22 protein-coding genes are annotated in these 22,942 nt (G+C 64.9%); 4 read left to right on the top strand and 18 right to left on the bottom strand.

What is annotated here, in order from left to right:
• From HPC46_RS22430 to HPC46_RS22405, 6 genes are all read right to left on the bottom strand, one after another.
• On the bottom strand, window positions 1-667 hold a 667-nt coding region (locus HPC46_RS22430; RefSeq protein ID WP_218894525.1), incomplete at its 3' end, for an LLM class F420-dependent oxidoreductase.
• A 7-nt stretch (window positions 668-674) separates the two neighbouring features.
• A complete protein-coding gene (locus HPC46_RS22425) occupies window positions 675-1,811 on the bottom strand; it encodes an acyl-CoA dehydrogenase family protein (protein WP_179474005.1) in 1,137 nt (378 codons plus the stop codon).
• Window positions 1,811-2,593 carry a TIGR03084 family metal-binding protein gene (locus HPC46_RS22420; protein WP_179474003.1) on the bottom strand — a complete coding sequence of 261 codons (783 nt, stop codon included), beginning with the start codon at window positions 2,591-2,593 and terminating at the stop codon, window positions 1,811-1,813. The genes HPC46_RS22425 and HPC46_RS22420 overlap by 1 nt, the downstream gene beginning before the upstream one ends.
• On the bottom strand, window positions 2,593-4,581 hold the full coding sequence (locus HPC46_RS22415) for an acetyl/propionyl/methylcrotonyl-CoA carboxylase subunit alpha (RefSeq protein WP_179474001.1): 1,989 nt from the start codon (window positions 4,579-4,581) through the stop codon (window positions 2,593-2,595). The genes HPC46_RS22420 and HPC46_RS22415 overlap by 1 nt, the downstream gene beginning before the upstream one ends.
• A 5-nt stretch (window positions 4,582-4,586) precedes the next feature.
• Window positions 4,587-6,185 carry an acyl-CoA carboxylase subunit beta gene (locus HPC46_RS22410; protein WP_179473999.1) on the bottom strand — a complete coding sequence of 533 codons (1,599 nt, stop codon included), beginning with the start codon at window positions 6,183-6,185 and terminating at the stop codon, window positions 4,587-4,589.
• 159 nt (window positions 6,186-6,344) lie between these two features.
• Entirely contained in the window at window positions 6,345-7,271 is a 927-nt protein-coding gene (locus HPC46_RS22405) for an NAD(P)H-dependent flavin oxidoreductase (RefSeq protein WP_179473997.1), read from the bottom strand.
• A 195-nt stretch (window positions 7,272-7,466) separates the two neighbouring features.
• On the opposite strand from HPC46_RS22405, the gene HPC46_RS35090 reads away from it, so the two are divergent.
• Complete coding sequence (locus HPC46_RS35090; protein WP_233716570.1) at window positions 7,467-8,498, top strand: LuxR C-terminal-related transcriptional regulator; 1,032 nt, start codon at window positions 7,467-7,469, stop codon at window positions 8,496-8,498.
• A complete protein-coding gene (locus HPC46_RS22390) occupies window positions 8,495-9,664 on the top strand; it encodes a helix-turn-helix transcriptional regulator (protein ID WP_179473995.1) in 1,170 nt (389 codons plus the stop codon). Before HPC46_RS35090 ends, HPC46_RS22390 begins: the two co-directional genes overlap by 4 nt.
• A 5-nt stretch (window positions 9,665-9,669) precedes the next feature.
• Here the strand turns inward: HPC46_RS22390 and HPC46_RS22385 are convergent, their stop codons facing one another.
• The 5 genes from HPC46_RS22385 to HPC46_RS22365 are packed head-to-tail and all read right to left on the bottom strand — an operon-like array spanning window position 9,670 to window position 14,208.
• Window positions 9,670-10,128 (bottom strand): hypothetical protein, encoded by a 459-nt coding sequence (locus HPC46_RS22385; protein WP_179473993.1) that lies wholly within the window; start codon window positions 10,126-10,128, stop codon window positions 9,670-9,672.
• 2 nt (window positions 10,129-10,130) lie between these two features.
• Complete coding sequence (locus tag HPC46_RS22380) at window positions 10,131-11,633, bottom strand: aldehyde dehydrogenase family protein (protein WP_179473991.1); 1,503 nt, start codon at window positions 11,631-11,633, stop codon at window positions 10,131-10,133.
• A gap of 15 nt (window positions 11,634-11,648) precedes the next feature.
• On the bottom strand, window positions 11,649-13,220 hold the full coding sequence (locus HPC46_RS22375; protein ID WP_179474017.1) for an acyl-CoA synthetase: 1,572 nt from the start codon (window positions 13,218-13,220) through the stop codon (window positions 11,649-11,651).
• A 17-nt stretch (window positions 13,221-13,237) separates the two neighbouring features.
• Entirely contained in the window at window positions 13,238-13,741 is a 504-nt protein-coding gene (locus HPC46_RS22370; RefSeq protein WP_179473989.1) for a ketosteroid isomerase-related protein, read from the bottom strand.
• A 14-nt stretch (window positions 13,742-13,755) separates the two neighbouring features.
• Window positions 13,756-14,208: a ketosteroid isomerase-related protein gene (locus HPC46_RS22365; protein ID WP_179473987.1), complete on the bottom strand. Its 453-nt coding sequence runs from the start codon at window positions 14,206-14,208 to the stop codon at window positions 13,756-13,758.
• A gap of 219 nt (window positions 14,209-14,427) precedes the next feature.
• Here HPC46_RS22365 and HPC46_RS22360 point away from each other — a divergent pair, with 219 nt between their 5' ends.
• Window positions 14,428-15,672 carry an acyl-CoA dehydrogenase family protein gene (locus tag HPC46_RS22360; RefSeq protein WP_179473985.1) on the top strand — a complete coding sequence of 415 codons (1,245 nt, stop codon included), beginning with the start codon at window positions 14,428-14,430 and terminating at the stop codon, window positions 15,670-15,672.
• Here the strand turns inward: HPC46_RS22360 and HPC46_RS22355 are convergent.
• A complete protein-coding gene (locus HPC46_RS22355) occupies window positions 15,663-16,706 on the bottom strand; it encodes an LLM class F420-dependent oxidoreductase (RefSeq protein WP_179473983.1) in 1,044 nt (347 codons plus the stop codon). The genes HPC46_RS22360 and HPC46_RS22355 overlap by 10 nt on opposite strands.
• Before the next feature lie 138 nt (window positions 16,707-16,844).
• Between HPC46_RS22355 and HPC46_RS22350 the strand changes: the two genes are divergently transcribed.
• The gene (locus tag HPC46_RS22350; RefSeq protein ID WP_179473981.1) at window positions 16,845-17,699 is read left to right on the top strand and encodes a hypothetical protein; all 855 of its coding nucleotides are present in this window, start codon (window positions 16,845-16,847) and stop codon (window positions 17,697-17,699) included.
• On the opposite strand, the gene HPC46_RS22345 is transcribed toward HPC46_RS22350, so the two are convergent.
• From HPC46_RS22345 to HPC46_RS22320, 6 genes are all read right to left on the bottom strand, one after another.
• Window positions 17,631-18,245: a TetR/AcrR family transcriptional regulator gene (locus HPC46_RS22345; protein WP_179473979.1), complete on the bottom strand. Its 615-nt coding sequence runs from the start codon at window positions 18,243-18,245 to the stop codon at window positions 17,631-17,633. The genes HPC46_RS22350 and HPC46_RS22345 overlap by 69 nt on opposite strands.
• 387 nt (window positions 18,246-18,632) lie before the next feature.
• A complete protein-coding gene (locus tag HPC46_RS22340; protein WP_179473977.1) occupies window positions 18,633-19,901 on the bottom strand; it encodes a cytochrome P450 in 1,269 nt (422 codons plus the stop codon).
• Window positions 19,902-20,007: 106 nt separating this feature from the next.
• Entirely contained in the window at window positions 20,008-20,925 is a 918-nt protein-coding gene (locus HPC46_RS35775; protein WP_179473975.1) for a response regulator transcription factor, read from the bottom strand.
• A gap of 57 nt (window positions 20,926-20,982) precedes the next feature.
• Window positions 20,983-22,137 (bottom strand): helix-turn-helix transcriptional regulator, encoded by a 1,155-nt coding sequence (locus HPC46_RS22330; protein ID WP_179473973.1) that lies wholly within the window; start codon window positions 22,135-22,137, stop codon window positions 20,983-20,985.
• Window positions 22,138-22,312: 175 nt separating this feature from the next.
• On the bottom strand, window positions 22,313-22,525 hold the full coding sequence (locus HPC46_RS22325) for a ferredoxin (RefSeq protein ID WP_005141097.1): 213 nt from the start codon (window positions 22,523-22,525) through the stop codon (window positions 22,313-22,315).
• A 34-nt stretch (window positions 22,526-22,559) separates the two neighbouring features.
• Window positions 22,560-22,868: a hypothetical protein gene (locus HPC46_RS22320; RefSeq protein WP_179473971.1), complete on the bottom strand. Its 309-nt coding sequence runs from the start codon at window positions 22,866-22,868 to the stop codon at window positions 22,560-22,562.
• Between the last annotated feature and the right edge of the window lie 74 nt (window positions 22,869-22,942).

The raw sequence follows: 22,942 nt of genomic DNA, 5'->3' as shown, positions 1-22,942 counted from the left end.
CGAAGTCCTCGCGGGAGCGGCGGGCACCGGGGCGGGCGAACCCTTCGTCGAGCCATTCGTTGTACATCGGGGCCAGCCGGGGTGAGTAGAAGATCGGCAGCCAGCCATCGCAGATCTCGGCGGCCAGGGCGACGTTTTTGGGGCCTTCGGCGCCGAGCATGATCGGGATGTCGGCGCGCAGCGGGTGCACGATCGGCTTGAGCGGCTTGCCCAGGCCGGTGGTGCCCTCCCCGCTCAACGGCAGCGGGTAGTGCGGGCCGGCGCTGGTGACCGGGGCCTGGCGGGCCCAGACCTGCCGGATGATGTCGATGTACTCGCGGGTGCGGGCCAGCGGCTTGGGGAAGCGAGCCCCGTACCAACCCTCCACCACCTGCGGCCCGGACACGCCCAGGCCCAGGATGTGCCGGCCGCCGGAGAGGTGATCCAGCGTCAGGGAGGCCATCGCGCACGCGGTGGGGGTGCGGGCCGAGAGCTGCGCGACCGAGGTGCCCAGCCGCATCCGGGAGGTCTCGCGGCCCCACCAGGCCAGCGGGGTGAACGCATCCGAACCCCAGGATTCGGCGGTGAACACCGTGTCATACCCCGCTTCCTCAGCGGTGGCCACCAACTCCGCATGGTTGGTGGGTGGTTGCGCGGCCCAATAGCCGAGCTGCAGACCGAGTTTCATACCGTCCTCAATACGATCGGGGGAGCGCCAGGGTGTGCTGCGCCACGTAGTTCAGGATCATCTCGCGGCTCACCGGGGCGATCCGCAGCAGGCGAGCCAGCCCCCATTGCGGCAGCAGACCGTACTCCGTCGCCAAGCCGTTGCCGCCGTGCACCTGGATGACGTGATCCACCGCCTCGACAGCGGCTTCGGCGGCCGCATACTTGGCCATGTTGGACGCTTCGCCCGCGGGCAGTCCCTGATCGAAGAGCCACGCCGCCTTGGCGGTCATCATCGCGGCGAGATCCACGTTGATCCTCGCTTTCGCCAGCGGATGGGCGATGGCTTGATAGGAACCGATCGGTGGACCCCAGACGGTTCGGGTGCGGGCGTATTCGGCGCCCTGTTCGACCGCGTGCCGCCCGACCCCTACGCAGACCGCGGCGCCGGTGATGCGTTCAGGGTTCAGGCCGTCGAAGACCTGACGAAAGCCGTCGTGCTCGGTGCCGACCAGGTTCGACGCCGGCACCCGCACGTTGTCGAAGTGCAGCGTGAATTGCTTTTCAGGGACGCTGATTCCGACCGGGAGCCGATGCTTGACCAAACCCGGTGCATCGGTCGGGACCAGGAACAGTGACAATCGCTCCGGCGCGGAGCGGGTGACGACGATCAACGCGCCGGCCTCGTCGACACCGGATATGTAGTACTTGGTGCCGTTCAACAGGTAGTCGCCACCGTCGCGAACGGCGGTGGTGCTGATCTGGCGGCTGTTGGATCCGGCGTCCGGCTCGGTGATGGCGAATACGACCTTGGTTTCACCGGATGCCATCCGCGGCAACCACTCTCGACGGTGCGCCTCGCTGCCGTAGCGGCTCAGCAACTCACCCGAGATGGCGCTGGAGACGAGCAACAGCAACAGTGGGCAGCCGTGGGCGGCGGTCTCCTCGCATACGATCGCGAGCTCGGCCATCCCGGCGCCTCCGCCGCCGTACTGTTCGGGAAAGTTGATCCCGATGAATCCGTGGGCGCCGAGGTCCTGCCACAGCTCGGTAGTGGGTTCCCCGGCCGCTGCCCGCTCGGTGAAATAGCTTGCGCCGTAGCGGTTGGTGACCGCGGCGACGGCCTTGCGCAGGTCCTGGTGTTCGTCGGGCTCGGTGAAGTCCATCAGTGCATCGCCCGACGGCTGGGAGCACCGGCGAATGCCTGCGCGATTTCCAGCCAGCCCTGAGCTACCGGGCCGACGGCTCTGAGCCCGGTCTCCGTCCAATGCCGACGCTGGGTGACCGTCAGCACGAAATCCTCGGCTGTGCCGTGCACTTGGTTGGCCGAATGGACCGGTCCCCAAGTCCACTCGTCTCCGTCGGGGGAGTGCAGAACGACCCGGATGGCTTCCCCCGGCACGGCCATCCCGTTGAGCGTATGGGCGAAGGCGAACGTCGCCACACCGAGATGGGCGATGCTCCGGAGGCCGGGACTGGGCGGATGCGCGATTCCGACCGCGTCGTACACATCCTGGCCGTGCGCCCAGGTCTCCATCAGCCGTGCGGTGGCCGACGATGCCACGCTCATGTCGGGTCCGAACCACGGCAGTCTGCGTTTGGGATCGTCGCCGCCGAAGGCGGCGAGGAGCTGGCTGCGAGCCGTGGTGAACCACTCCAGCTGCCGCTCGGGTGTCACGTCGCGATACCGGGCTGCGATGCGGTCGGGGAAATCCATTCCGCCGCTGATGAGTTGGTCGGCTTCCGCTCGGAAGGCAATGGGATCGGCCGAAGCCAACCGTGTGGCGTCATCGAAGAAGGCCAAGTGGGAAACCTGGTCGTTGATGCTCCATCCTGCTGCCGGTGTAGCCAGCGTCCACTGATCGGCGTCAAGTCCCCGCAACGCGGCGATGAGGTTGTCGGACTCTGTCCTGAGGTCGGCCAGCAATCCCGGGTAGTCGAGGCCCATCACGCCGACTCATCCGAGCTGACCACCGCCAGGACTTGCCCGGATTCCACCTGGTCACCCGCGGTCACCGAGATCGTCGACACCACACCATCGGCGGGTGCACGGACGGTGTGCTCCATCTTCATCGCCTCGAGCACCACGATCGGGGTGCCGGCCTCGACCCGGGTTCCTTGGATCACCTCGATGCGAACGACCGCGCCGGGCATGGGCGCCACCAGCGAGCCGGCCTCGGCCATCGTCGTCGGATCGGGGAACCGTTCGGTTTCCCGAAGCGACGTCGAGCCCAGCGAGCTGTCGACATAGTGATCCAGGCCATCCCGGACCACCCGATAGCGCCGGCGCACCCCGTCGATCTCGGCATCGACGAGATCGGCTGAGGCACTGTGTAACCGGACAGCGAAGTCGGTTCCCGACACCGACGCGTCGACGGTTCCGCGGGTGAAGCGGTACGCCACGTCGATCTCGGTCTCGCCGGCGGTGAAGCTGACCCGCTGGTCTGCACACGGCAGGGTCCGCCACCCGGATGGCAGGCCGGGCAGCACCGATGCGCTGGCACGGCGGTCCGCTTGGGCGGCCAGTGCGGCGATCACAGCATGAATCTCCGAGGCGCCGGACCCGGCAGACTCGGCGGTCAAGCCGGCCGGGTCGTGCCGGTCGAGGTACCCGGTGTCGATGGCACCGCAGAGGAACTCCGGTTCGCGCAGGATGCCGATCAGCAGGTCACGGTTGGTCGCAACGCCGTGCACCCGCGTTTCGGCGAGCGCCCGGGCCACCCGTGCGCAGGCCTCCTCGCGGGTGTTGCCGTAGCCGATGACTTTGGCCAGCATCGGGTCGTAGAAGGTACTGATCACCGATCCCGACTCGAACCCGGCGTCAATCCGGATGCCTGGGGAGTCGGGAAACTCCAGTGTCTTCAATGTGCCCGATGCCGGAATGAAGCCGGCCGCAACATCTTCGGCATAGAGCCGAACCTCGACGGCGTGCCCGTGCGGGGATGAGTCCAGCATCTCGGGAGGCAGCGGCTGGCCGCTGGCCACGAGAAGCTGGGCGCGAACCAGGTCGATGCCGGTGACGAGTTCGGTGACCGGATGCTCGACCTGCAGTCGAGTGTTGACCTCGAGAAAATAGAACGATCCGTCCGGTGCCATCACGAACTCGACGGTGCCGGCACCCTCATAAGCCAGTGCCTGGCCCGCGGCCACCGCCGCTCGGCCCAACTCGGCGCGCAACGTGGCGTCCACGGCTGTTGAGGGCGCCTCTTCGATGATCTTCTGATAGCGGCGCTGAATCGAACATTCGCGTTCGCCCAGATGCACGACGCTGCCGTGACTGTCACCGAAGATCTGCACTTCGATGTGCCTCGGGGATTCGACGAACTTCTCCAGAAACACGGTGCCGTCGCCGAACGCCGAGGCGGCCTCTCGGCGCGCGCTCTGCACTGCCTCGACGAGAGAGCTTGCGTCGGTGACGATCCGCATCCCGCGTCCGCCGCCGCCGAACGCGGCCTTGACGAGGATCGGGTAACCGATGTCGCGCGCAGCCGCCGCGAGGTGCTCAGGATCGAGATCCTCGCCACTCTGGACGGTCGCCCCGGGCAGCACCGGGACTCCGGCAGCGGCCATGAGTTCTTTTGCGGCGATCTTGGAGCCCATCGCGGTGATCGCATCGGGGCTGGGGCCGACGAACACGATCCCCGCCGCCGCGCATGCGGCGGCGAAATCGGCGTTCTCCGAGAGGAATCCGTATCCTGGATGGATCGCATCGGCTGCGGTGCGGGCCGCTGCGTCGAGTACCAGATCGCCGCGCAGGTACGTGTCACCCGGTGCGGTGCCGGGCAGATGAACCGACTCGTCGGCGGCTGCGACATACGGCATGTTGCGGTCGGCGTCGGAGTACAGCGCGACGGTCGTGATGTCCATATCGCGCGCTGTGCGGATGATGCGGGCGGCGATCTCCCCGCGATTGGCGATCAGCAGTTTGTGGAACACGGTCCTCACATCCTGAAGACGCCGAAGCCACGGCGTCCCTCGATGACGTTGGAATGGGCTGCAGACAAGGCCATCCCGAGCGCAGAACGGGTGTCTCGGGGGTCGATCACGCCGTCGTCATAGATTCGCGCCGAGACGTAGAACGCGTGCGACTCGCGCTCGATCTGATCCTCGATCTCAGCAGTCCGGCGGGCGTCTGCCTCGGCATCGAATTCGCGGCCGGCGGCTGCCGCCGAGGCCTTTCCGACGATCGACAAGACGCCGGCGAGTTGTTGGGCACCCATGACGGCCAGTTTGGCGCTGGGCCAGCTGAACATGAAGCGCGGATCGTAGGCGCGGCCGGACATCCCGTAGTTGCCCGCGCCGAACGAACCACCCATGTTCACGGTGATGTGCGGGACCGTGCTGTTGGTGACGGCGTTGATCATCTTGGCGCCGTCCTTGATGATGCCGCCCTGCTCGTATTCGGTGCCGACCATATAGCCGGTGACGTTCTGCAGGAAGATCAGCGGCGTGTCGGTCTGGTTGGCGAGCAGAATGAATTCGGTTGCCTTCTTGGACTCTTCGGAAAACAACACGCCGCGGGTGTTGGCCAGGATGCCGACCGGGAAGCCGTGAATCGACGCCCACCCCGTCGCGATGCTGGTGCCCCAGCGTGGCTTGTACTCGGAGAACCGCGAACCGTCGACGACCCGGGCGATGACTTCTCGTGGATCGAACGGCACGCGGGAATCGCCTGAGGCGATCCCGAGCAATTCCTCAGCGCTGTAGAGGGGTTCGTCGGCCGGCAGGCTTGGTCCAGGGCCGTGCTTGCGCCAGTTGAGATGCGTGACGATATCGCGTCCGATCCGGATCGCGTCGACTTCGTCGACGGCGAAGTAGTCACCGAGGCCGGAGACGCGGGTGTGCATGTCGGCGCCACCGAGTTGTTCGTCGTCGGCATCCTCGCCGGTGGCCATCTTCACCAGGGGAGGCCCGCCCAGGAACACCTTTGCCTGCCGGTCGACGAGCACGGCGTAGTCGCACATGCCCGGCACGTACGCCCCGCCCGCGGTCGAATTGCCGAACACCAATGCGACGCTGGGGATACCCATCGCAGACAGCTCGGTGAGCTCGTGGAAAATCCGCCCGGCGGGGACGAACAGCTCGGCCTGGGTGGGTAGGTCGGCGCCGCCGGACTCGACCAGGTAGACCACGGGCAATCGGTTGATCCGGGCGATCTCCAACGCCCGCAGGTTCTTTCGCAAGGTGTACGGATTCATCGTGCCGCCACGCACGGTGGGGTCGTGGGCGATGATCATGCATTCGGTACCGCTGATCACGCCGATCCCGGTCACGATGGCCGCACCGACGTTGAATTCGGTGCCCCAGGCCGCCAATGCGGACAACTCCATGAACGGACCGTCGCGATCCACCAGCAGTTCGATGCGCTCGCGGGCCAGCAGCCGACCGCGCTCGTGGTGCCGTTGGACATAACGCGGTCCGCCGCCGGCGGCAACGAGTTCGAGCTGCTCGTTGAGCGCGGCAACGGCGGCCGACTGGGCTTCGAGGTTGCTCAGGTAGGTCGGTGAAGTGGTGTCGACTTCGGTGCTCAGGGCCGGCATCAGAATTCCTTGTCGCGGCGGCAGCGTCGGAAAGGCCGCAATCGGATAGTGAACGATGAAACACTAAGTGCGCGTGGGCGGATCTCAAACGGAATTCCGATAGTCACCTCTATCTGGTGATACAGACGATCCGGCAGGGGTACGCGGTCTTCGGCTGAGCTAGTCATTGATCACTAGACCTGCCGAATCTCTGCGGGCGGCGGTGTATTCGCCGACAAGGCTGGCAATCAATTCGGCCGCGGACGTCACGCTTCCGACGCCGGACACGCTGTGGCCGGCACTCCAGGCGGTGCTGTTGGACAGCAACCGATCCTGGTCGAATCCCGTGCCATCTACCGGCTCTGCCCGATCCGCCCTCTCGAGCCAACTGGCCAGCAGGCTGGCGGGGATCCCGCCGACGCGGGTCGACAGCCTGACGTCGTCCAGGGTGGCGGCGACAAGCGCGGTCCGGTAGTCGTCGTCGGCCTGACTTTCGTGAGTGGCGATGAACCTGGTGCCCAGGTACACGAGATCGGCGCCGAGTATTTCCGCGGCGAGGATCGATCGGCCGTCGGTGATGCCGCCGGCGAGCACTACCGGTCCGCCGTAGAACTCGCGGACCGCGCGTACGAACGCGAATGGATTGGCCCATCCCGTCTGTCCACCCGCACCGGCGGTCAGCAGGATGAGCCCGTCGACTCCCGCCGCCACTGCGCGTCGGGCGTGTCCGACGCTGGCGACGTCGGCATACACCTGCGTTCCGGTGTCGTGGAGGGGCTCGATGACCGGCTCCGGCGATCCGACGCTGGTGATGACCAACTCGACGCCGTGCTGCTGGAGCGTCGCGACATCCGCAGACAGGCGCCGGTTGGTGCGATGGACCACCAGGTTTGCGGCCACGGGAGCCGAGTCGGGTGTCAATGCCGCGCGAATCTGGCTGAGCCAGTCATCGAGTGTGGTGGAGCTGGGGGCGTTGTGGGTCGGGAAAGCGCCGATCACGCCCGCCTGGCATGCGGCGACGACGAGTTCTGGCCCAGAGACCGCGGTCATCGGGGCTGCGATCGCTGGCAGGGTGAGTCGCGTCCGCCACGGTCGGGGAATGGGCAACGTTGACCCTCGTCTCAGACAGTCTGTTAGTGAATTGAGAATAACTAACACGTCAAGTCGCGCGGTGCGGTCGATCTGGCCAGTAGGGCAGGTTGGCCCCTAATCGTGGGCCTATTTGCCGGTGAAAGGGGAGTTGACAAGAGTGATGCAGCTCACGAATGATGTCAGGACTAGTTAATCCCGAGCCGCATTGCCTTGGGAGAGTGCAAGGAGCGCCCTATCGACACCGATGTTTGGTCCGAGACACTGGGTGCGGCTCAGCTCGCTGATCGGCTGGCCGAGGTCAGCGCGTCGCGCCTGACGGCGGTCCAGCAGTCCAGCGACCGATCGACCGTGGCGCTCAGTGCCGTGCTCGACGCACTGGAGCGGGTGCGCCGGGAGTCCACGACCGGCGCGGTGTTGGACGCTGCGCCTCTCCGGTTGTGTGCCAGCGGTGCGTTCGACCGGGTGATGTTGTCCGCGATTCGCGGGTCGTTGTGGTTACCGCAGGCGCTCTACGTCAGGACCCCGGGCGGGGACGTGAACCTGCAGATCGACGTCGACGTCGAGGGTCTCGAGATCGCGTTGGCCTCACCCCTGGTGGAGGCCGAGGTGGTCCGCCGCCGGGTGCCGGCACTGGTGAACGACGCGATGAACGAGCCACGTGCGCATCAGGCACTGGTCCAGCGGACCGGGAGCCGTGACTACGTCGTGGCGCCCGTCATCGCGATGTCCACGGTCGTGGGATTACTGCACGCGGATCGTCTCGCAGGACCTCCGGTAGGCCCGCTGGATCGCGATCTGCTGCGGATGTACGCGGACGGCGTCGGCGTGGCCTACGAGCGCGCAGTACTGGCCGACCGGGCCGATCAACAACGTCGCAGCGTCGCCGACGTTTGTGATGCGGCGATTCGTGCGCTCGCCGAGATCGACGAAACGCCCAGCCTTGCTCTTGACTCTTCCCAGCAACCCGCGGCGAGTCGCGTTGCGATGGCGGCGGTTTGGGATCGGGCTGACGGGCGAGGATCTGACAGGTTGTCCCGGCTGACCGCGCGTGAGCGTGAGGTCTTGGCGCTGCTGGCTCACGGGGCCACCAACGCGCAGCTGGCGGATCGCCTCACGGTCGCCGAAAGCACGGTGAAGTCCCATGTCAAACACATCCTGCACAAGCTTGGTGCCGGCAATCGAGCTGCCGCCATCGCCTGCTATCTGCGTGAGGCTCGAACCGATGAACGGCGGCAGCGATGAGTGTTTCCCTGGCCAGTGACGGAACGCGTTCCACTACGGCACGATCGAGGACCGAATGGTGGTCCCGCGAAGTAGAGCTCGTCGAGCGGCTACGGGTGGCCAGCGAGCACACCCAGGCGACCCTCGAGACCCAACTCCCGCTGCCCGCGGTCGAATGGGACGTCCCGTGGCGGGCCGCCGAGCTGATTTCTGTGCTGACGCACGCCTGCATAGACAGGTTGCGCCACATTTCCGACATCGAGGTGCTGGCCGCTCGGGAGTTGTGTGATCAGATCCTGAACCTCCAACAACTCGCGATGGACTGGTACCTGCACGACACTGCGATGCGCGGGCAGCGGTTATCTGATTGCGCGGCCGGTTTGGCCCGGTTGCGGGGTCTGCCCAGTTCGACTGCCCTGGTCGACAGCGCGTGTGAAGAATTGGTGCTGCGCTGCGGTTTTCACCGCGCTGTGCTGTCCAAGGTGGAAAGCCGCAGCTGGAAGCCGCTGATCCTGCACGAGCGTGGGGACAGCACCAATGCGTCCTGGTTCAGCGACTGGATCAACCAGAGCGTGCCGCTTTCCGAGACGGCTCCGGAGGCGGAGATGTTGTCCAGGCGGCGCCCCTCACTTGTCTACGACACGGCGAGTGCGCCGGTGTATCGCCCGCTGATCGTCGCTGCCGGACAGTCACGTTCCTACGTCGTGGCACCGCTGGTTCTCGGCAGCGACGTGGTCGGCTTTCTGCACACCGACCACCATCCGCTACCGCGCAGAGTGGATGAGTCCGACCGAGATGTCTTGTGGGCATTCGCAGACGGCTTCAGCCATATCTATGAGCGTGCAATGCTTCTCGAGCGGCTGCGGGCGCAGCGGGACAGCGTCCGAGAGTTGTTCTTCGGCACCGTCGACCGGATCGATCAGCTTTGCGAAGCCGGTATGGAGTCGGCTCGGGCGTCCGGCGAGGCCGAGACCGAGTCACCCGGCGGAGCTTCGGGGCCCGTACCGTTGACCGAGCGTGAAGCCGAGGTCCTGGACCTGATGGTCACGGGTGCGACCAATCAGGCCATCGCCGATCGCCTTGTCATCACCGAGGGCACGGTGAAATCACACGTCAAGCACATTCTGCGGAAGTACGGCGCGGTCAATCGCGCACAGGCGATCGCTTGGGCGTTGCGGGATCGCTGAACTTCTCAGGCGGGCCGAGCCGTCGAGGCGGGACCGGGTAGCCGCAACATGGTGTCGAGTAAGGGCAGGACGGCGTCGCGAACGAGCTCGGCCGCCCCGGCCGCTTTCGGAATCAACACGGCACCGTCGGCGATTCCGAGGGCATGGATATCGGCGATCAATCCGGCCAGCCCCGACGGCGTTCCGACGTAGAGCAGGGTGCCTTCGGTACCGTCGACATCCGTGCTGCCCATCAGGGATCGTGCGGTGCGCGAGTCGGCAGCGATGACGATCTCGATGTCGGCAACGATATCGACGTCGGGGCGATCACGGCGCAGTCGAGCCGACTTGCGCCAGATGTCACCGAGATCAGTTGCCCGGACCCGCTCGGCGGCAATGCCGTTGACCCACAGGACTCCATCAGCCAGTGCCAGCCCCAACCGCAGCGGCCGATTCTGGGTGATGTCGATATCGATACCGACCATGGCTAGCCGACAGCCGGGTCGATGACGATCGCGAAGGCCTTGTTCTCGATCCCCCCGGAGCGATCGAGTGCGATGAACTTCTCCTCGACGTATTCGTCGATGGCGTGCGGGCCGCCCTCGCGACCCAATCCGCTCTCCTTGTATCCGCCGAACGGATATGCCGGGTGGATGATGTGCCAGTTGTTGATCCACACCGACCCGGCTTCGAGCCGCCGGGCAACGGCGAGCGCTCGCTCGTCGCTGCCCCAAACACCGGCGGATAGACCGTATTTGGTGTCGTTGGCGATGGCGACCGCTTCGTCGACCGAGTCGTAGCTCAGGACCACCAGTACCGGGCCGAAGACCTCTTCCCGCGCGATACGCATGTCGTTGGTGACATCGACGAAGATCGTCGGCTCGATCCAGTACCCCTTCTCGAATTCCGGACCGCAGGGTGCACGCCCACCGATCGCCGTAGTCGCCCCTTCGTCGGCAGCGATACGGAAGTAGTCGAGGATGCGGTCGCGCTGCGTCGCCGAGATGATCGGCCCGACATGCGTTGTCGGCTCCAGCGGATTGCCGAGCTTCAGGGTGGCGGCCCGCTGTACCAGCTTGCCGACGATTTCGTCCTTCCGACTGGCCGGGACCAACAGGCGGGTGCCGGCCTCGCACGCTTCGCCGTTGTTGGCCATGCAGGCGAACAACGCGCCATCAACAGCCATGTCGATATCGGCATCATCGAGAATGATGTTGGCGCCCTTGCCGCCGAGCTCGAGGGTGACCTGCCGGACCGAGTCGGCGGACTGCCTCAGGATGCTCTTGCCCACCGCGGTGGATCCGGTGAAGGCGACTTTGCGCACCAGCGGATGGCCCGACAGGTGAGCGCCTACCGGTTCACCGTCACCGGTGACCACGTTCAGCACGCCGGGCGGAAGCCCGGCAGCCTCGAACTCGCGAGCCAGTTCCAGCGCCAGTAAAGGTGCGTGCTCGTCCGGCTTGAGAACAACCGAATTGCCGGCCACCAGTGCGGGCCCGACCTTCCACACCGTCGTCAGCAATGGGATGTTCCACGGCACGATCGCCGCGACGACCCCGATCGGTTCGCGTACGACGATGCCGTCGGCCGCGATCGGCTCGATGGCCGGACCGGCCGTCTCCCATTGGTACTGCTCAGCGATCGCCGCCAGGTATTGCAGCTGGCCGACCGAGAGGCCGACGTGCAGCGCGCCGGTGATGCGGATCGTGGCGCCGTTCTCCTGCGTCTGCAACGCGGCCAGTTCGTCGGTTCGGGCGGCGAGCTTCTCGGCGACGGTGTTGATGAGCGCTGCGCGCTCGGCCGGCGGTGTACGCCGCCAGGTACCGTCGTCGAAGGCATCCTTGGCCGCGGCGACGGCGGCGTCGACGTGGTCGACGCTGCCCTTGGCTACCGTTGCGATGAGCTCTTCGGTTGCCGGGCTGCGGATCTCGTAGAGTTCGTCGGCTTCGACCCATTTGCCGTCGATGTACATCGAGTAGTGGTTGGTCATGACAGCTCCTCTGTGTCAACCAATTTGGCGGGTCTGGCCCTGCCAATACGGCTTGCGGATGGCTTTCTTGTCGACCTTGCCGGCCGGGTTCAGGGGGAGTTCGTCGGTGAACAGCACAGTTTTCGGTGCCGGGACCGATCCGAGTGCGGCTTTCACGTGTTGGATCAGTTCCCTTTCGAGATCCGGGCCGGTGATCTCACCGCTCCTGGCCACCACGACGGCCAGGACGGACTCACCCCATTTCGGGTGCGGGACACCGATGACGGCGCTCTGCGATACTGCCGGATGTGCGGACAGGACGTCCTCGACCTGGCGCGGAAAGACATTGAATCCACCGCTGACCACCATGTCCTTCTTGCGGTCGACGATGAACAGGAAGCCGTTCTCGTCGAGGTAGCCGATATCGCCGGTGTGCACCCAACCGTCGCGCAGCGTCTCTGCATTGCGTTCGGGGTCCAGGTAGCTCAGCATCTGGCCGAGCTGGCGTGAACAGATCTCGCCGGTCTCACCGCTGGGCAGCGGACGATCGTCCTCGTCCTGGATGCTGATCTGCACCGGAAACATCGGCCTGCCCGCCGAAGCGAGCCGCGCGGTCCACTGATCATCGTCGATGCGGTGTTCGTTCTTGCGCAGGCATGACACGTACCCCTGTTCGGTGCCCGCATAGGTCTGGATGAAGATGGGGCCGAACACCGCAAGTGCCTCGCGCAGGCGCTCGGGTGCGATCGGGGCACCGGCGTAGACCACGGTTCGCAACGAACTCAGGTCGAAGTCGCCTCGGCCACCGTGGTCCAGTAGCAGGTAGATGATTGTCGGCACCAACGCGGTGGCGGTGATGCGGTGCCGTTGGATGCTGGCCATCAGCCCATCGGCTTCCAGCCCGGGAAGCATCACATTGGTCCCACCACGGACGAACGTGGGCATCACGAAGATCTGCGAGAAGTGGGTCAGTGGCGCACCGTGTGCGAACACCTCACCGAAGGTGATGTCACCGATCTCAAGACCAGCGGAGATGCTGTAGTAGCTCCACGTGAAGTGAGAATTGACAACACCTTTCGGCTCACCGGTGCTCCCGGAGGTGAACAGCACGTAGGCCTCGTCATCCTCGTCGATGGCGACCTCGGGCCGGGTGGTGGAGCGTTCGTCGACGAGTTCGTCGAAGTCGAGTGCCTCGACCGCGAGCTGATCCGGGGTACCGAGGCGGATCAGCGTGTTCAGCTTGGGCAGGTCGGCTTTGATCGCCGCAACCGCGCTCTCGAACTTGGCGTGATAAATCAGTGTGGTCGCATCGGTCGACGCGAGGTTGGAGCGGAATCCGTCGGCGGCCGCGCGGGTCGGCATCTGCACCAGCACCGCGCCCGCCGCCCAAATACCGTGCTGGATGGGGATGAATTCCAGGCAGTTGGGCATCAACAGGCCGACTCGCTCGCCCTTCTGAACCCCGCAGTCGATGAGGGCGCGCGCGATTTGATTGCGCCACTGCAGCATTCGCCGATAGCTGATGCTGCGATCCGCGTCGATGATCGCGGTCTGGTCGGCGTAGTAGGTGCATGCCCGATCGAGGACATCGGGCAGCACCCCCCACATGCCGTGGCGTTCTCGGCTCACTGCGGCGCCAGCGAGGCTGGGTCGAATCCCTCGACCCAGTACTCCGGAGTGATGATCGGCAGGCCCAGCTCCTGCAGCACCGGTGTGTCGTTCCAGTAGGTCGTCTCGCGCTCGATCTTGCCGTCACCGTCGAGCTGATGCCAGGTGATTCCGCGGGTGCGCAGGGATTTGCCCTCGGTCGGTACACCGCGGTAGGTGGCCAGGCCTTCGCCGGCCCAGTCCCACAGGATGACGACGGCCGGGTTACCGTTCACCCCGGCGAGCTGGAACGCCTCGGTGGCAGTGAACCGGTGCAGACCCACTCCGTTGCCGCTGTTGGTGTTGGCGAAGGGAGCCAACCGCGGCTCCAACTCCGCCTTGGTGATGGCGGTGTCGATGACGTGATCGGAATCGGCGTGGTCGTCGTAGACCAGATCGTCGGCATAGAGATCGACCGCAGCAGCGGTGTCCGATGTCAGTGCGGTGACCCAGCGGTTGGCGTGGTCGGTGGCCAGGCTCATGTGACGTGTTCCTCTCAGACCAGGGCCGGCGACTTGGCGACGGCGGTGGGGTCGACGGGCAATCCCAGGTCGCGCACCGCGGTGGCGACGTCCCAGAAGCTCTCTTCGCGCTTGATGCGCCCATCGGCGTCATAGATGTGGAAGGTGATGCCGCGGGCACCGGGCACGACGCCGTTCGTGGGTACACCGACGAACGCGCCCGCGGTCGGTGCCTGCCAGGTCCAGCGGTAAATGGCCGCCGAGGCGTCACCGACGACCTCGTCGATGCGGAAGTTGTTGATGCCGATGCCGTTCTCGGTGTCGGCGTTGGCATAGGGCGCGAACACGCGCAGGAGCTCGTCCCTGGAGGTGATGGACTGGCCGAGGATCGGGTCCTCGAACAGGAAGTCGTCGGCGTAGAGGGCGACGACGGCCTCGGCGCTCTCCCGAAACGCTTTCAGCCATTTGACGGCAAATGCGTGGCTCATGAACGGGTCTCCTTGCGGCTGGGAACTCGGGTGGAACGACCGTTCCGACGCTAGGCATCGCGCGCGGCGGGGGCGACTACCACCGGGAGGAAACCGACTGCCCCAACGGGGGAGGGGTTCCCCTGTCGTTGGAGCGAGTTACCCCCAGTGAGGGGTGTGCGCACCCTCGCCGTGGAGCAGCATCGGCGTCACTCAGCGGAATCAGATATGGAGAAAGTGATGCTCAACCAGGACATGACGGACGAGGAGTTCGCCCCGTACTTCGCCAAGGCTCAGGAGGTCTCCCAGTTCTTCCGCGAGATCGGCCCGAAGTACGACCAGGAGAACACCTTCGCCTACCCGTCGATCGAGGTGTTCAAGAAGTCGGGCCTGGGTGCGCTGCCGGTGCCGAAGGAATTCGGTGGAGCGGGTGGCAACATCCTGCACGTGTCAAAGGTGGTCTCCGAGATGTCGCGCGGCGACTCCGCCATCACCCTGGCCTACAACATGCACTACATCATGGTCGGCATCGCCGGGAACCTGATGACCGAGGAGCAGAACAAATATTGGATGGGGCGGGTCGCCGACGGTGAGCTGATCTTCGGCCCGTTCTCCGAGAAACGGGCTGGCTTCTCCGGCCTGGCCGACATGCGGGCGGTGCCCCAGCCTGGCGGAGGATGGAAGCTCTACGGCAAGAAGACGTGGGGGACGTTGAGCGAAGCGGCCGATATCATCACCACCAACGCCACCGAGACCGACGCCGAAGGAAATCTGCCGGACACGTTCGAGGACCGGGTTGCCGCCGAGAAGCTGTTCATCGGCGATTTCAAGGTCGACGAGAACGGAATCGGTGACGGCGTGCGTATCGAGAAGACTTGGGACGCTTTGGGTATGCACGCGACGGGTACCCAGGTCATTCACTTCGACGGCTTCTTCATCCCCGAGGACGGCTTCGTGTCAGTCTGGCGCGCAGGGGCTTTCGGTGTCCTGGAGTGGGCGTCGCTGATGTTCGCCAGCATCTACCTCGGCATGCAGTACCGGATCCTGGAGGAGTCGGTCGCCAAACTGTCCAAGAAACACCTCGGCGCCACCTTCGGCGCGATCGTGGCTGCCGATACCGAGGTCAAGAACGTCGGGCACATCATCGACGGGATCGGCGACATGGCCACCCGGGTCCAGCTGTCCAAGCGGGTCGTCTACCAGACGTGCGAGGACCTGATCAACGGACGCGACAAGGATTGGCAACCGGAACTGCGCTTCCCGTATCTCGGCATCGCCAAGACCTTCACCTCCGAGAACGTCCTGCACATGTCACGAAAGGCGATGAGCCTGGTCGGCGGCGAATCATTCCGTAAGGGAACCATTTTCGAGCGGCTGTACCGGGATTCTGCTGCGTCGATGTTCCAGCCGCTCAACGCCGACCAGACTCAGACCTACATCGGCGAATTCCTGTTGAACACCGCCGCGGCGGCCAATCAGGGCTGATCGGCACGCTTGATCCCCTCGACGACGGTCGCGCGGGTGGCCTCGTCGAGGGGATAGGGCGTGTACACGGTGAATCGGTCGACGAGTCCGGCGAATCGGCGCACGATCTCAGCACCGACCTGCTTGGGTTCACCGCAGACGGCGAACGTGGACAACACCTCGTCATCTATCAGGTGGGCCATCGTGGTCCAGTCGCCGGCCTTGGACAGCCGGTGCAGGTCGGTGTGCAACTCGCTCCAGCCGTGGAGATCCAGCACCGCCCGGTAGGCCGGGGTGGCACCGTAGAAGGCGATCTGCCGGCGGACGTGGTGCAGCGCATCGGCATAACCGCGTTCGTCGTCGGCCGTGACGATCAAACCCGGGTAGCAGACGCTGAAATCGGAGCGTCGGCGCGCCGATGACTGCAAGCCCTCCTCGATCACCGGGTGTGTCACCTCTCGCAGGTAACGCGCGGTGGTGAACCCGTGCACCAGCAGGCCGTCGGCCAGCTCGGCCGCCACCGCTGTCATCTTCGGCCCCACGGCGGCCAGGACGATTCGGGGGATGCCGAACGGGTTGGGTTCCGGGCTGAACATCGGCGTCATCAGCGTGTGCTGGTAGTGCTCACCGCGGAAGTCCAACTTCTCGTGGTTCTGCCAGCTGGCCCAGATCGCGTGGAGGGCTTGGATGTATTCCCGCATTCTCGCTGCCGGGGCCGACCACGGCATGCTGAAGCGTCGCTCGATGTGAGCTTGGATCTGGGAACCGAGGCCGAGCACGAATCGCCCTCGGCTGAAGGTGTTCAGGTCGTTGGCGACGGCGGCCGTGGTCATCGGGCTACGGGCGAACGCTACCGCTACCGCGGTGCCGATCTGCATAGCCGGAGCTTTCTGGGCGGCAACCACCAAGGGTAAGAAGGGGTCTCTGTTCACTTCGGTCGACCACAGCCCATCGAAACCGCTCCGCTGCGCCTGCTCGACCTGCTCGGTCAGGACGCCGAACTCGCCGCCGCCGGTTCCGTCGATACCGCCGCCGATATTGCTGTCCACATACACGCTCGCAGCCTGGCATGGGCCCATCGACGCTGTCGTGCTCCTTACCCCCGAGTGGGGAGGCAAATCCCCTCTGTGGATGTGTGGTGCCGGCGGTCGTGGTCATAGCTTATTGGGAACATCCATCAAGGAGCTGTCGAAATGGGCCGAACGCCGACCGACGTGATGCAGCACGAGCTCAGCCTCTTGTGGCAGAACGTGTTTACGTGGGCCAGTTGGGTGATCGTCCTTGCCATGCTGGTGATCGCGGCGTGGATGGGGATCAGGCAACGTACCCCGTTCTACCTGATCGCCTGCCTGGCGGCCGGTGTGGCCGCCTTCGCGGAACCGCTGTACGACGTTGCCTTCGACCTCTGGTTCTACGATGCGCATTCCGACGGGTCGCCGGGCGCCGGCCTCGTGCATTTCTCTGCTTTCGCTGTGCCTCAACCAAACTGGACACACAGTGGCTACGTCATCCTGTACGCCACGGCCTGCCTGTATGCGGGACGGCTCATCTACGAGGGCAGGTTGGGCCGGCGCGGGCTGTTCGCCGTATGGGGGATCGAGATCGTCGCCTCGTGCGTCTTCGAGGTCACCGGAACCGCTACGAACGTCTATACCTACTACGGACCGTACCTGGGGCGGATCTGGAACTACCCCTTGGTGATTGGCGTCCTCGAAGGCACTCAGGTCGTGCTGTTCACCGTTGTCGCGGTTCTCGTATGGCGCAAGGTTGCGACGAACTGGGGCTTGCTGGGGTTGTTCATCGTCTTCCCGATGACCTTCTTCGGCGCGAACTTCGGTCTCGGCGCTCCGGTGATCATCGCGCTCCATCTCGACGACGGCTTGGCAACCCGCACCGTGATCGGCCTCGCGACGCTGGTGTCGATCGTGCTGTGCGCCGTTGTCGTCAACGGCCTGAGCAAGTTCCTTCCCGAGCCGGCGTCAGTCGCTGATGCCCAGCACAGCCCGGGCGGATTCGGTGAGCAACGTCCGCAACCGGTCCTCGGCTAGTCCGACGCCGTGGAACAGCGTTGACTGGATGGCCCCGATCGCTGCATGCACGACGGTCCGCGCCTCGGCGTCGTTGACATCGTCGCGCAGTTCGTCGACCAGGTGCACCCACTCCTCGAGATAGAGGCGTTGCTTGCGTCGAAGCCTGCGCTGGTCCTCTTCGGGGAGATTGTTGATCTCGTTGTGATAGACCTGCGCCAATTCCCGGTCGCCGACCACGAATTCGACCTGCCCGGCGATCAATTGGCTCAGCGCGTCCCCCAGGTCGGTCGTCGCGTCCAGGATGTCCTGCTCGTCGCGGAGTAGGTCGTCGATCACCCGGTCGAACAACGCCACCAAGACGGCTGACTTGCTGTCGAAATGGCGATAGACCCCGGAGCCGGTGATTCCGGCGGCAGCGCCGATCTCGGCGATGGATACCGCGTGGTAGCCCTTACGGGCGACCAGGTCTGCCGCCGCGGTCAAGATCCGGTTCTTGCGTTCTGGATCGCGAGTGCGAACGTGGGCGGGCGTTTCGCCCCGCGAGTCTGTGACGATCGTTCCCACCTCCGGATGTGTATGCGGATTCATTATGCATTGCTTCTCACCTGAACTTTTCCAGCTGTGTTAGTGAATCTTTATCAGGCATCCAGGACCATCGCCCTCGACGGCCTCCCACCGGATGGTGACTGGCGGTGGGGTCCGGGCGACGCTGGGCATGCCCGCGGTTCGAAGGTGGCGTGACCCGGCGTGATGGAGGCGGCACAGATCACCGGCTATGCGGTGTTGGTGGCGGCCTGTCACCACCGGCTGCGCACGGGGCTGGCCGATCTGGAGCACCACTGCGATCAGGATGGGTTGTGCGGCGGTGGCATTGTCCTTCGTGTCCGATGTGTTGGTCATCCGGCAGCCGGACGCCTCACCACGCGCTGCAGCACCGGCCCGCGGCTGAGACTAGGACCGCTTCTTCTCCGGCGTCCAGGTGGCGGGCAGTCGCTTCACCCCGTTCATGAAGTTTGACAACAGCAGGTCGGGCTCGCCCACCTCGAGATTCTGCATGCGGTGGTAGATCTCGCGCATCTCGGCCTTGATGACCTCACGGCCAAGGATGTGGCCGAGGCAGTAATGCGGGCCACCGGCGCCGAATGACTGGTGCGGGTTGTGCTTGTCGTCGCGGCTGATGTCCATCGTGTCCGGGTCTTGGAATACTTCCTCGTCGCGGTTGCTCGCGATATACCACAACACCACCTTGTCGCCTTCCTTGATGGTGACGTCGTCGAGCTGGTAGTCCTGTGTTGCGGTGCGGCGGAAGTGCATCAGCGGAGGTTCCATCCGTAGCGCCTCGTTGACCGCGTTGTCGGCCCGGCCCTCGAAATCCGCCATCAGGTAGTCCAGCTGATCGGGATGCTCCTGGAACAGGTTCAGGCAGTGGGCCATTGCGTGCCTGGTGGTGTCGTTCGCGCCGGCGGCCAGCAGTGCGAAGAAGACTCCGACTTCCTGCTGGGACAGCTTGTGGCCTTCGTACTGCGCCTCGGCGACCCACGTCAGCAGGTCGTCGCCGGGATTCTTGATCCGGTCCGGTACCAGTTCGTTGGCGAGGGTGGCCAGCTTCATCGACGCGTCGGCAAAGACCATCAGCGGAGAGCCGATGTGGGCGTACTCCGGGTCGTTCCAACAGGCGAACTGTTCGGCGGCATCCATCGTGTACTGAATCTGGTCGTTGTCCGTGATTCCGAGCATGCTGCAGAAGACGCGCCCGGGAACCTCCTTGGTGATGAGCTCGCACAAGTCCCCTTCGCCGCGGTATGCGACGTCATCGACGATGCCGCTGACGATGCCGCCGATCTTGTCCGACATCTTGCGGATGTTGCGCGGGGTGAACGCCACCGTGACGATATTGCGCATCTCGGTGTGCCGCGGCGGGTCGGTCACGATGAACGACAACATGTCCTCCAACTGCGGGAAGTCGTCGATGAAGACGCCCTCAGCCGAACTGAACACCTCGACGTTGCGCGAGACCTCGCGGAGGTGGCGGTGCTTCACCAGCGACCAGAAGCCTTTGGCGTTCTGCAGATTCGGGTCGAGGGAGTCTGGCGCATCGTTCCAGCTGATCGGCTGGTTGTTGCGCAGCCATTTGAACGCCTCGTGGCGATAGGGCCGCGGCTTGGCCCAGAATTCCAGCGAGTTCAGCCTGGTGTCGATACCCTCGGCGGCAGTGCTCATGAAGTGTCCCTCAGCTGTCCGTCATCCCGGCCATGAATTGGGAGCCGGTGTGGCGATGCTAAGTCCGCTGTGACCGCGGACACATCCACTGATGGGGTCAATGTTTCTACGGCAGAGGGGGGACGCCGCGTGATTGTTGGTAGCGGGCAACAGCATCCGTGCGGTTGCCCGCCTCGAGTTTCTGCATGATGTGCCGGACGTGAGATTTGACGGTTCCTTCGGAGATGAACAGACGTGCGGCGATCTGGGCGTTGGTCTTACCGGCCGACATCAGCACCAGCACCTGCTGCTCCCGGTGTGTCAGATGTCCGGTGCTGTCATCGGCGGCGCGCACATCGGGCGTGCCGCTGGCGGTGATGTACTCAGTCATATCGATGACATCATCGAAAATATCTGTCAAGGAATACATTTCATTGGCGTGATCTTTCGACGCGGTGCGCAGCGACTGCATCCGTTCCATCACGATGTTGCGCTCCATGATCGTGCCGAGACCCTCGGCGAACAGTCCCAACAGGTCCCGGTCCTCGGTGCCGACATCGCCGGACGCCGACGGCGCGTCGGCGTGCAACAGCCCCACCGGTGTCTGCCAGACATAGATGGGCGCAGCGATGTACACGTCGGGCTTGACGACCGCTACCAGGTCGGTGTTCACGTGTGGATCGGATTGGGGGTCGGTCACAAGGATGGGTGCTTTGTCGCGCACCATCGTGCTTTCCGGCAACGGTGCGCACAGGCGCCGCGGGTGCGCCCGACCGACTCGCAACAAGGTCTCGGTGAGGTCGGGGTCCCCGGCGGCGTGCGCGGAGCGCACCATCCACATATTGCGCTGGATGCGGGAGAACAGCACGCGGCTGAAGCCGGCCCTGCACAGTTCGAGCGGCAGGCGATCGGCGAGATCGGTGTTGGTGGACAGCCGCCGCAGGCGCGCCAAGGCCTCGGTGGCCGCCGTTGGTCTGCCATCCGGTGCTACCGCGGAAGGGCCATCGGCGTCTACCGAGCGCAGAACCCGGTGTGGAGGTGCCACCCCATTGACGCTATGAAGATGACGTTGTCGGCACATCTCCCAAGAGGAGGAGGTGCTCTACCTCCCGCGGGCCCGGTGATACTTGGCGACGGCTTCGGTTCGGTTGGATGCGCCCATCTTGCGCAGGATGTGTTTGACGTGGGATTTGATCGTTCCCTCTGTGACATAGAGCGACGCGGCAATCTGGGCGTTGGTCTTACCGGCCGCGATGGCGCGAAGGACTTCCGCTTCGCGCGAGGTCAGGTCAGACAACGGTGCGGCGGCTGCGTCATCACCGCCGGCAGAACCCCGGCCGACGACGTCATCCGCCCAGGACAGCGCGGGTCCAGCCGAGTCGATGACGTCCAGGGTGAAGTCGTCGGCCAGTGCGCCTGCCAGGCGCGCGTGCTCCTGTGCGGCGCGGCGCATCGCCCTGAGCCGCTCGATCATCAGGTTGCGCTCGAAGGCCAGTCCGAGGCCTGCGGCGAACATCCCGAGCACATCCCGATCGAACTCTGTGACGCGCGCCGCCCCGGCTTGGCGGTCGGCGTGTACGAGCCCGATGGGCTTGCCCCAGCTGAACACCGGTGCTGCCACGTACGCCGGTGTCTGAACCGCCTCGAGAAGTTCGGGATGGACACCGGGGTGGGTCTGCGGGTCGGTCACCAGGATTGGAGCACCGTGCCGGACCATCTCTGACTCCAACAGCGGGCCGGCCAGTTGCCGTGGGTGGGCCAGGCCCGCCTCGACCATTTTCGACGCCATCTCCAGATCTGCCCCGGCGAAGGCAGAGCAGGTCAGCCACATTCCGTTCTGAATCCGGGAGAACAGCACCCGGGAGAAGCCCATCCGGTAAACCTCGGTTGGGATGCGCTCGACCAGGGCGGCCGCGGTGGTCGCACCGCGGAGTCCGTTGATCGCGTTCTGCACACTTTCCAGGCGCACGCGCTGGGTTCCCAGGAGCATGTCCTTGAGTGCGACCTGGGCCTGTTCGGCTCGAAGCGCCAGTGCAGCCAGCGAAGCCTGGTCGCGGAACTTCCTCGAGACGCTGGTCAGTTCGAGGCGTCGGGTCAAGGCGTGGCGGGCAGCCGATAAGGCGGCGTCGGTGGCTTGCGGGTCGGCATCGGGTCCGGCGGGATACAGATCGTCAACCCCGACGATCTCTTCGGTCATGCGAACGATGTCCCACGCCTGCTGGAGGAAGTCGGTTGCCGACTGTGCATGTTGGCTCATCTCGCCTCCTCCCGCGCTCGTCCCATGGGTGCGACCAGCGCGGTCAGGACGCCGGCGGCCGTGTGGGGACAAGTATGTGACGTGCGCCACTTACCGTCAAAGACTGCAGTATAGCCCGAATAGTTATTATGGTCAGACCATACCGGAATTCGGTGAGGTGGGTTTTGCCGTCGGGTCAGGCGTCGACGATCTGGATGGATTGAGTCGGACAGTTGCTGGCGGCTTTCTCCAACTCCTCTCGACGTGAACCGTCGGCGGTCTCGTGAAGTACGACGACCTGTCCGTCGCCATCGTCGGGGATGCTGAAGAAATCCGGTGCGGTCATCTCGCACAGCCCGATCGTGGCGCACTTGGAACGGTCGAAGACAATCCGGCAGCGGCTGCTCATCAGCCCTCTCCTCCTTGATGGACGACGTTCCTCATCACACCACCGGGATGCTGACCGCGTCAGTCCCCGAAAGAGGAGTTTCTCCGGGACCAGAAGAGGTATCTGCGCCCGGCCCGAGCAACCGATTGCAGCGGAATACTCCAGGCGGACCGGGAAGGTATGACGCAGTCCACTTCCGCCAGCCGTCGGCATGGGGCACGCTGCCCCCGACGCGAAGCCGATGCACGAAGTCACCGGCGTCGGTTGCGGTGCAGATGATTTCATCCAGCAGAGTGTCGCGGACAGCGTCCTTCGGCATATCGCTGGGCAGAAAGATCTCGACCGATTTCCAGATGTCCGACACCTCGCACCTCCCGGCTGTGCCCGGTAGCAACTACGATCGACGCTAGTTCGGCGGTGCTCGCCCGACGAGTCCCA

Origin of the sequence: Mycolicibacterium vinylchloridicum (genome assembly GCF_013404075.1) — a bacterium.
In the GTDB taxonomy this organism is placed as follows: Bacteria; Actinomycetota; Actinomycetes; order Mycobacteriales; family Mycobacteriaceae; genus Mycobacterium; species Mycobacterium vinylchloridicum.
Note: the sequence above shows the minus strand (reverse complement) of the source record. Positions and strands in the feature narration are given on the sequence as shown.

What these genes read in the sequence shown, in the direction of transcription:
- HPC46_RS22325 (WP_005141097.1), bottom strand. Translation starts at nt 22,525, where the DNA reads ATGAGCAGCCGCTGCCGGATTGTCTTCGACCGTTCCAAGTGCGCCACG.
- HPC46_RS22425 (WP_179474005.1), bottom strand. Translation starts at nt 1,811, where the DNA reads ATGGACTTCACCGAGCCCGACGAACACCAGGACCTGCGCAAGGCCGTC.
- HPC46_RS22410 (WP_179473999.1), bottom strand. Translation starts at nt 6,185, where the DNA reads ATGCCGGCCCTGAGCACCGAAGTCGACACCACTTCACCGACCTACCTG.
- HPC46_RS22365 (WP_179473987.1), bottom strand. Translation starts at nt 14,208, where the DNA reads ATGAGCCACGCATTTGCCGTCAAATGGCTGAAAGCGTTTCGGGAGAGC.
- HPC46_RS22340 (WP_179473977.1), bottom strand. Translation starts at nt 19,901, where the DNA reads ATGAGCACTGCCGCCGAGGGTATCGACACCAGGCTGAACTCGCTGGAA.
- HPC46_RS22370 (WP_179473989.1), bottom strand. Translation starts at nt 13,741, where the DNA reads ATGAGCCTGGCCACCGACCACGCCAACCGCTGGGTCACCGCACTGACA.
- HPC46_RS22390 (WP_179473995.1), top strand. Translation starts at nt 8,495, where the DNA reads ATGAGTGTTTCCCTGGCCAGTGACGGAACGCGTTCCACTACGGCACGA.
- HPC46_RS22385 (WP_179473993.1), bottom strand. Translation starts at nt 10,128, where the DNA reads ATGGTCGGTATCGATATCGACATCACCCAGAATCGGCCGCTGCGGTTG.
- HPC46_RS22330 (WP_179473973.1), bottom strand. Translation starts at nt 22,137, where the DNA reads ATGAGCCAACATGCACAGTCGGCAACCGACTTCCTCCAGCAGGCGTGG.
- HPC46_RS22380 (WP_179473991.1), bottom strand. Translation starts at nt 11,633, where the DNA reads ATGACCAACCACTACTCGATGTACATCGACGGCAAATGGGTCGAAGCC.
- HPC46_RS22375 (WP_179474017.1), bottom strand. Translation starts at nt 13,220, where the DNA reads ATGTGGGGGGTGCTGCCCGATGTCCTCGATCGGGCATGCACCTACTAC.
- HPC46_RS22350 (WP_179473981.1), top strand. Translation starts at nt 16,845, where the DNA reads ATGGGCCGAACGCCGACCGACGTGATGCAGCACGAGCTCAGCCTCTTG.
- HPC46_RS22360 (WP_179473985.1), top strand. Translation starts at nt 14,428, where the DNA reads ATGCTCAACCAGGACATGACGGACGAGGAGTTCGCCCCGTACTTCGCC.
- HPC46_RS22420 (WP_179474003.1), bottom strand. Translation starts at nt 2,593, where the DNA reads ATGGGCCTCGACTACCCGGGATTGCTGGCCGACCTCAGGACAGAGTCC.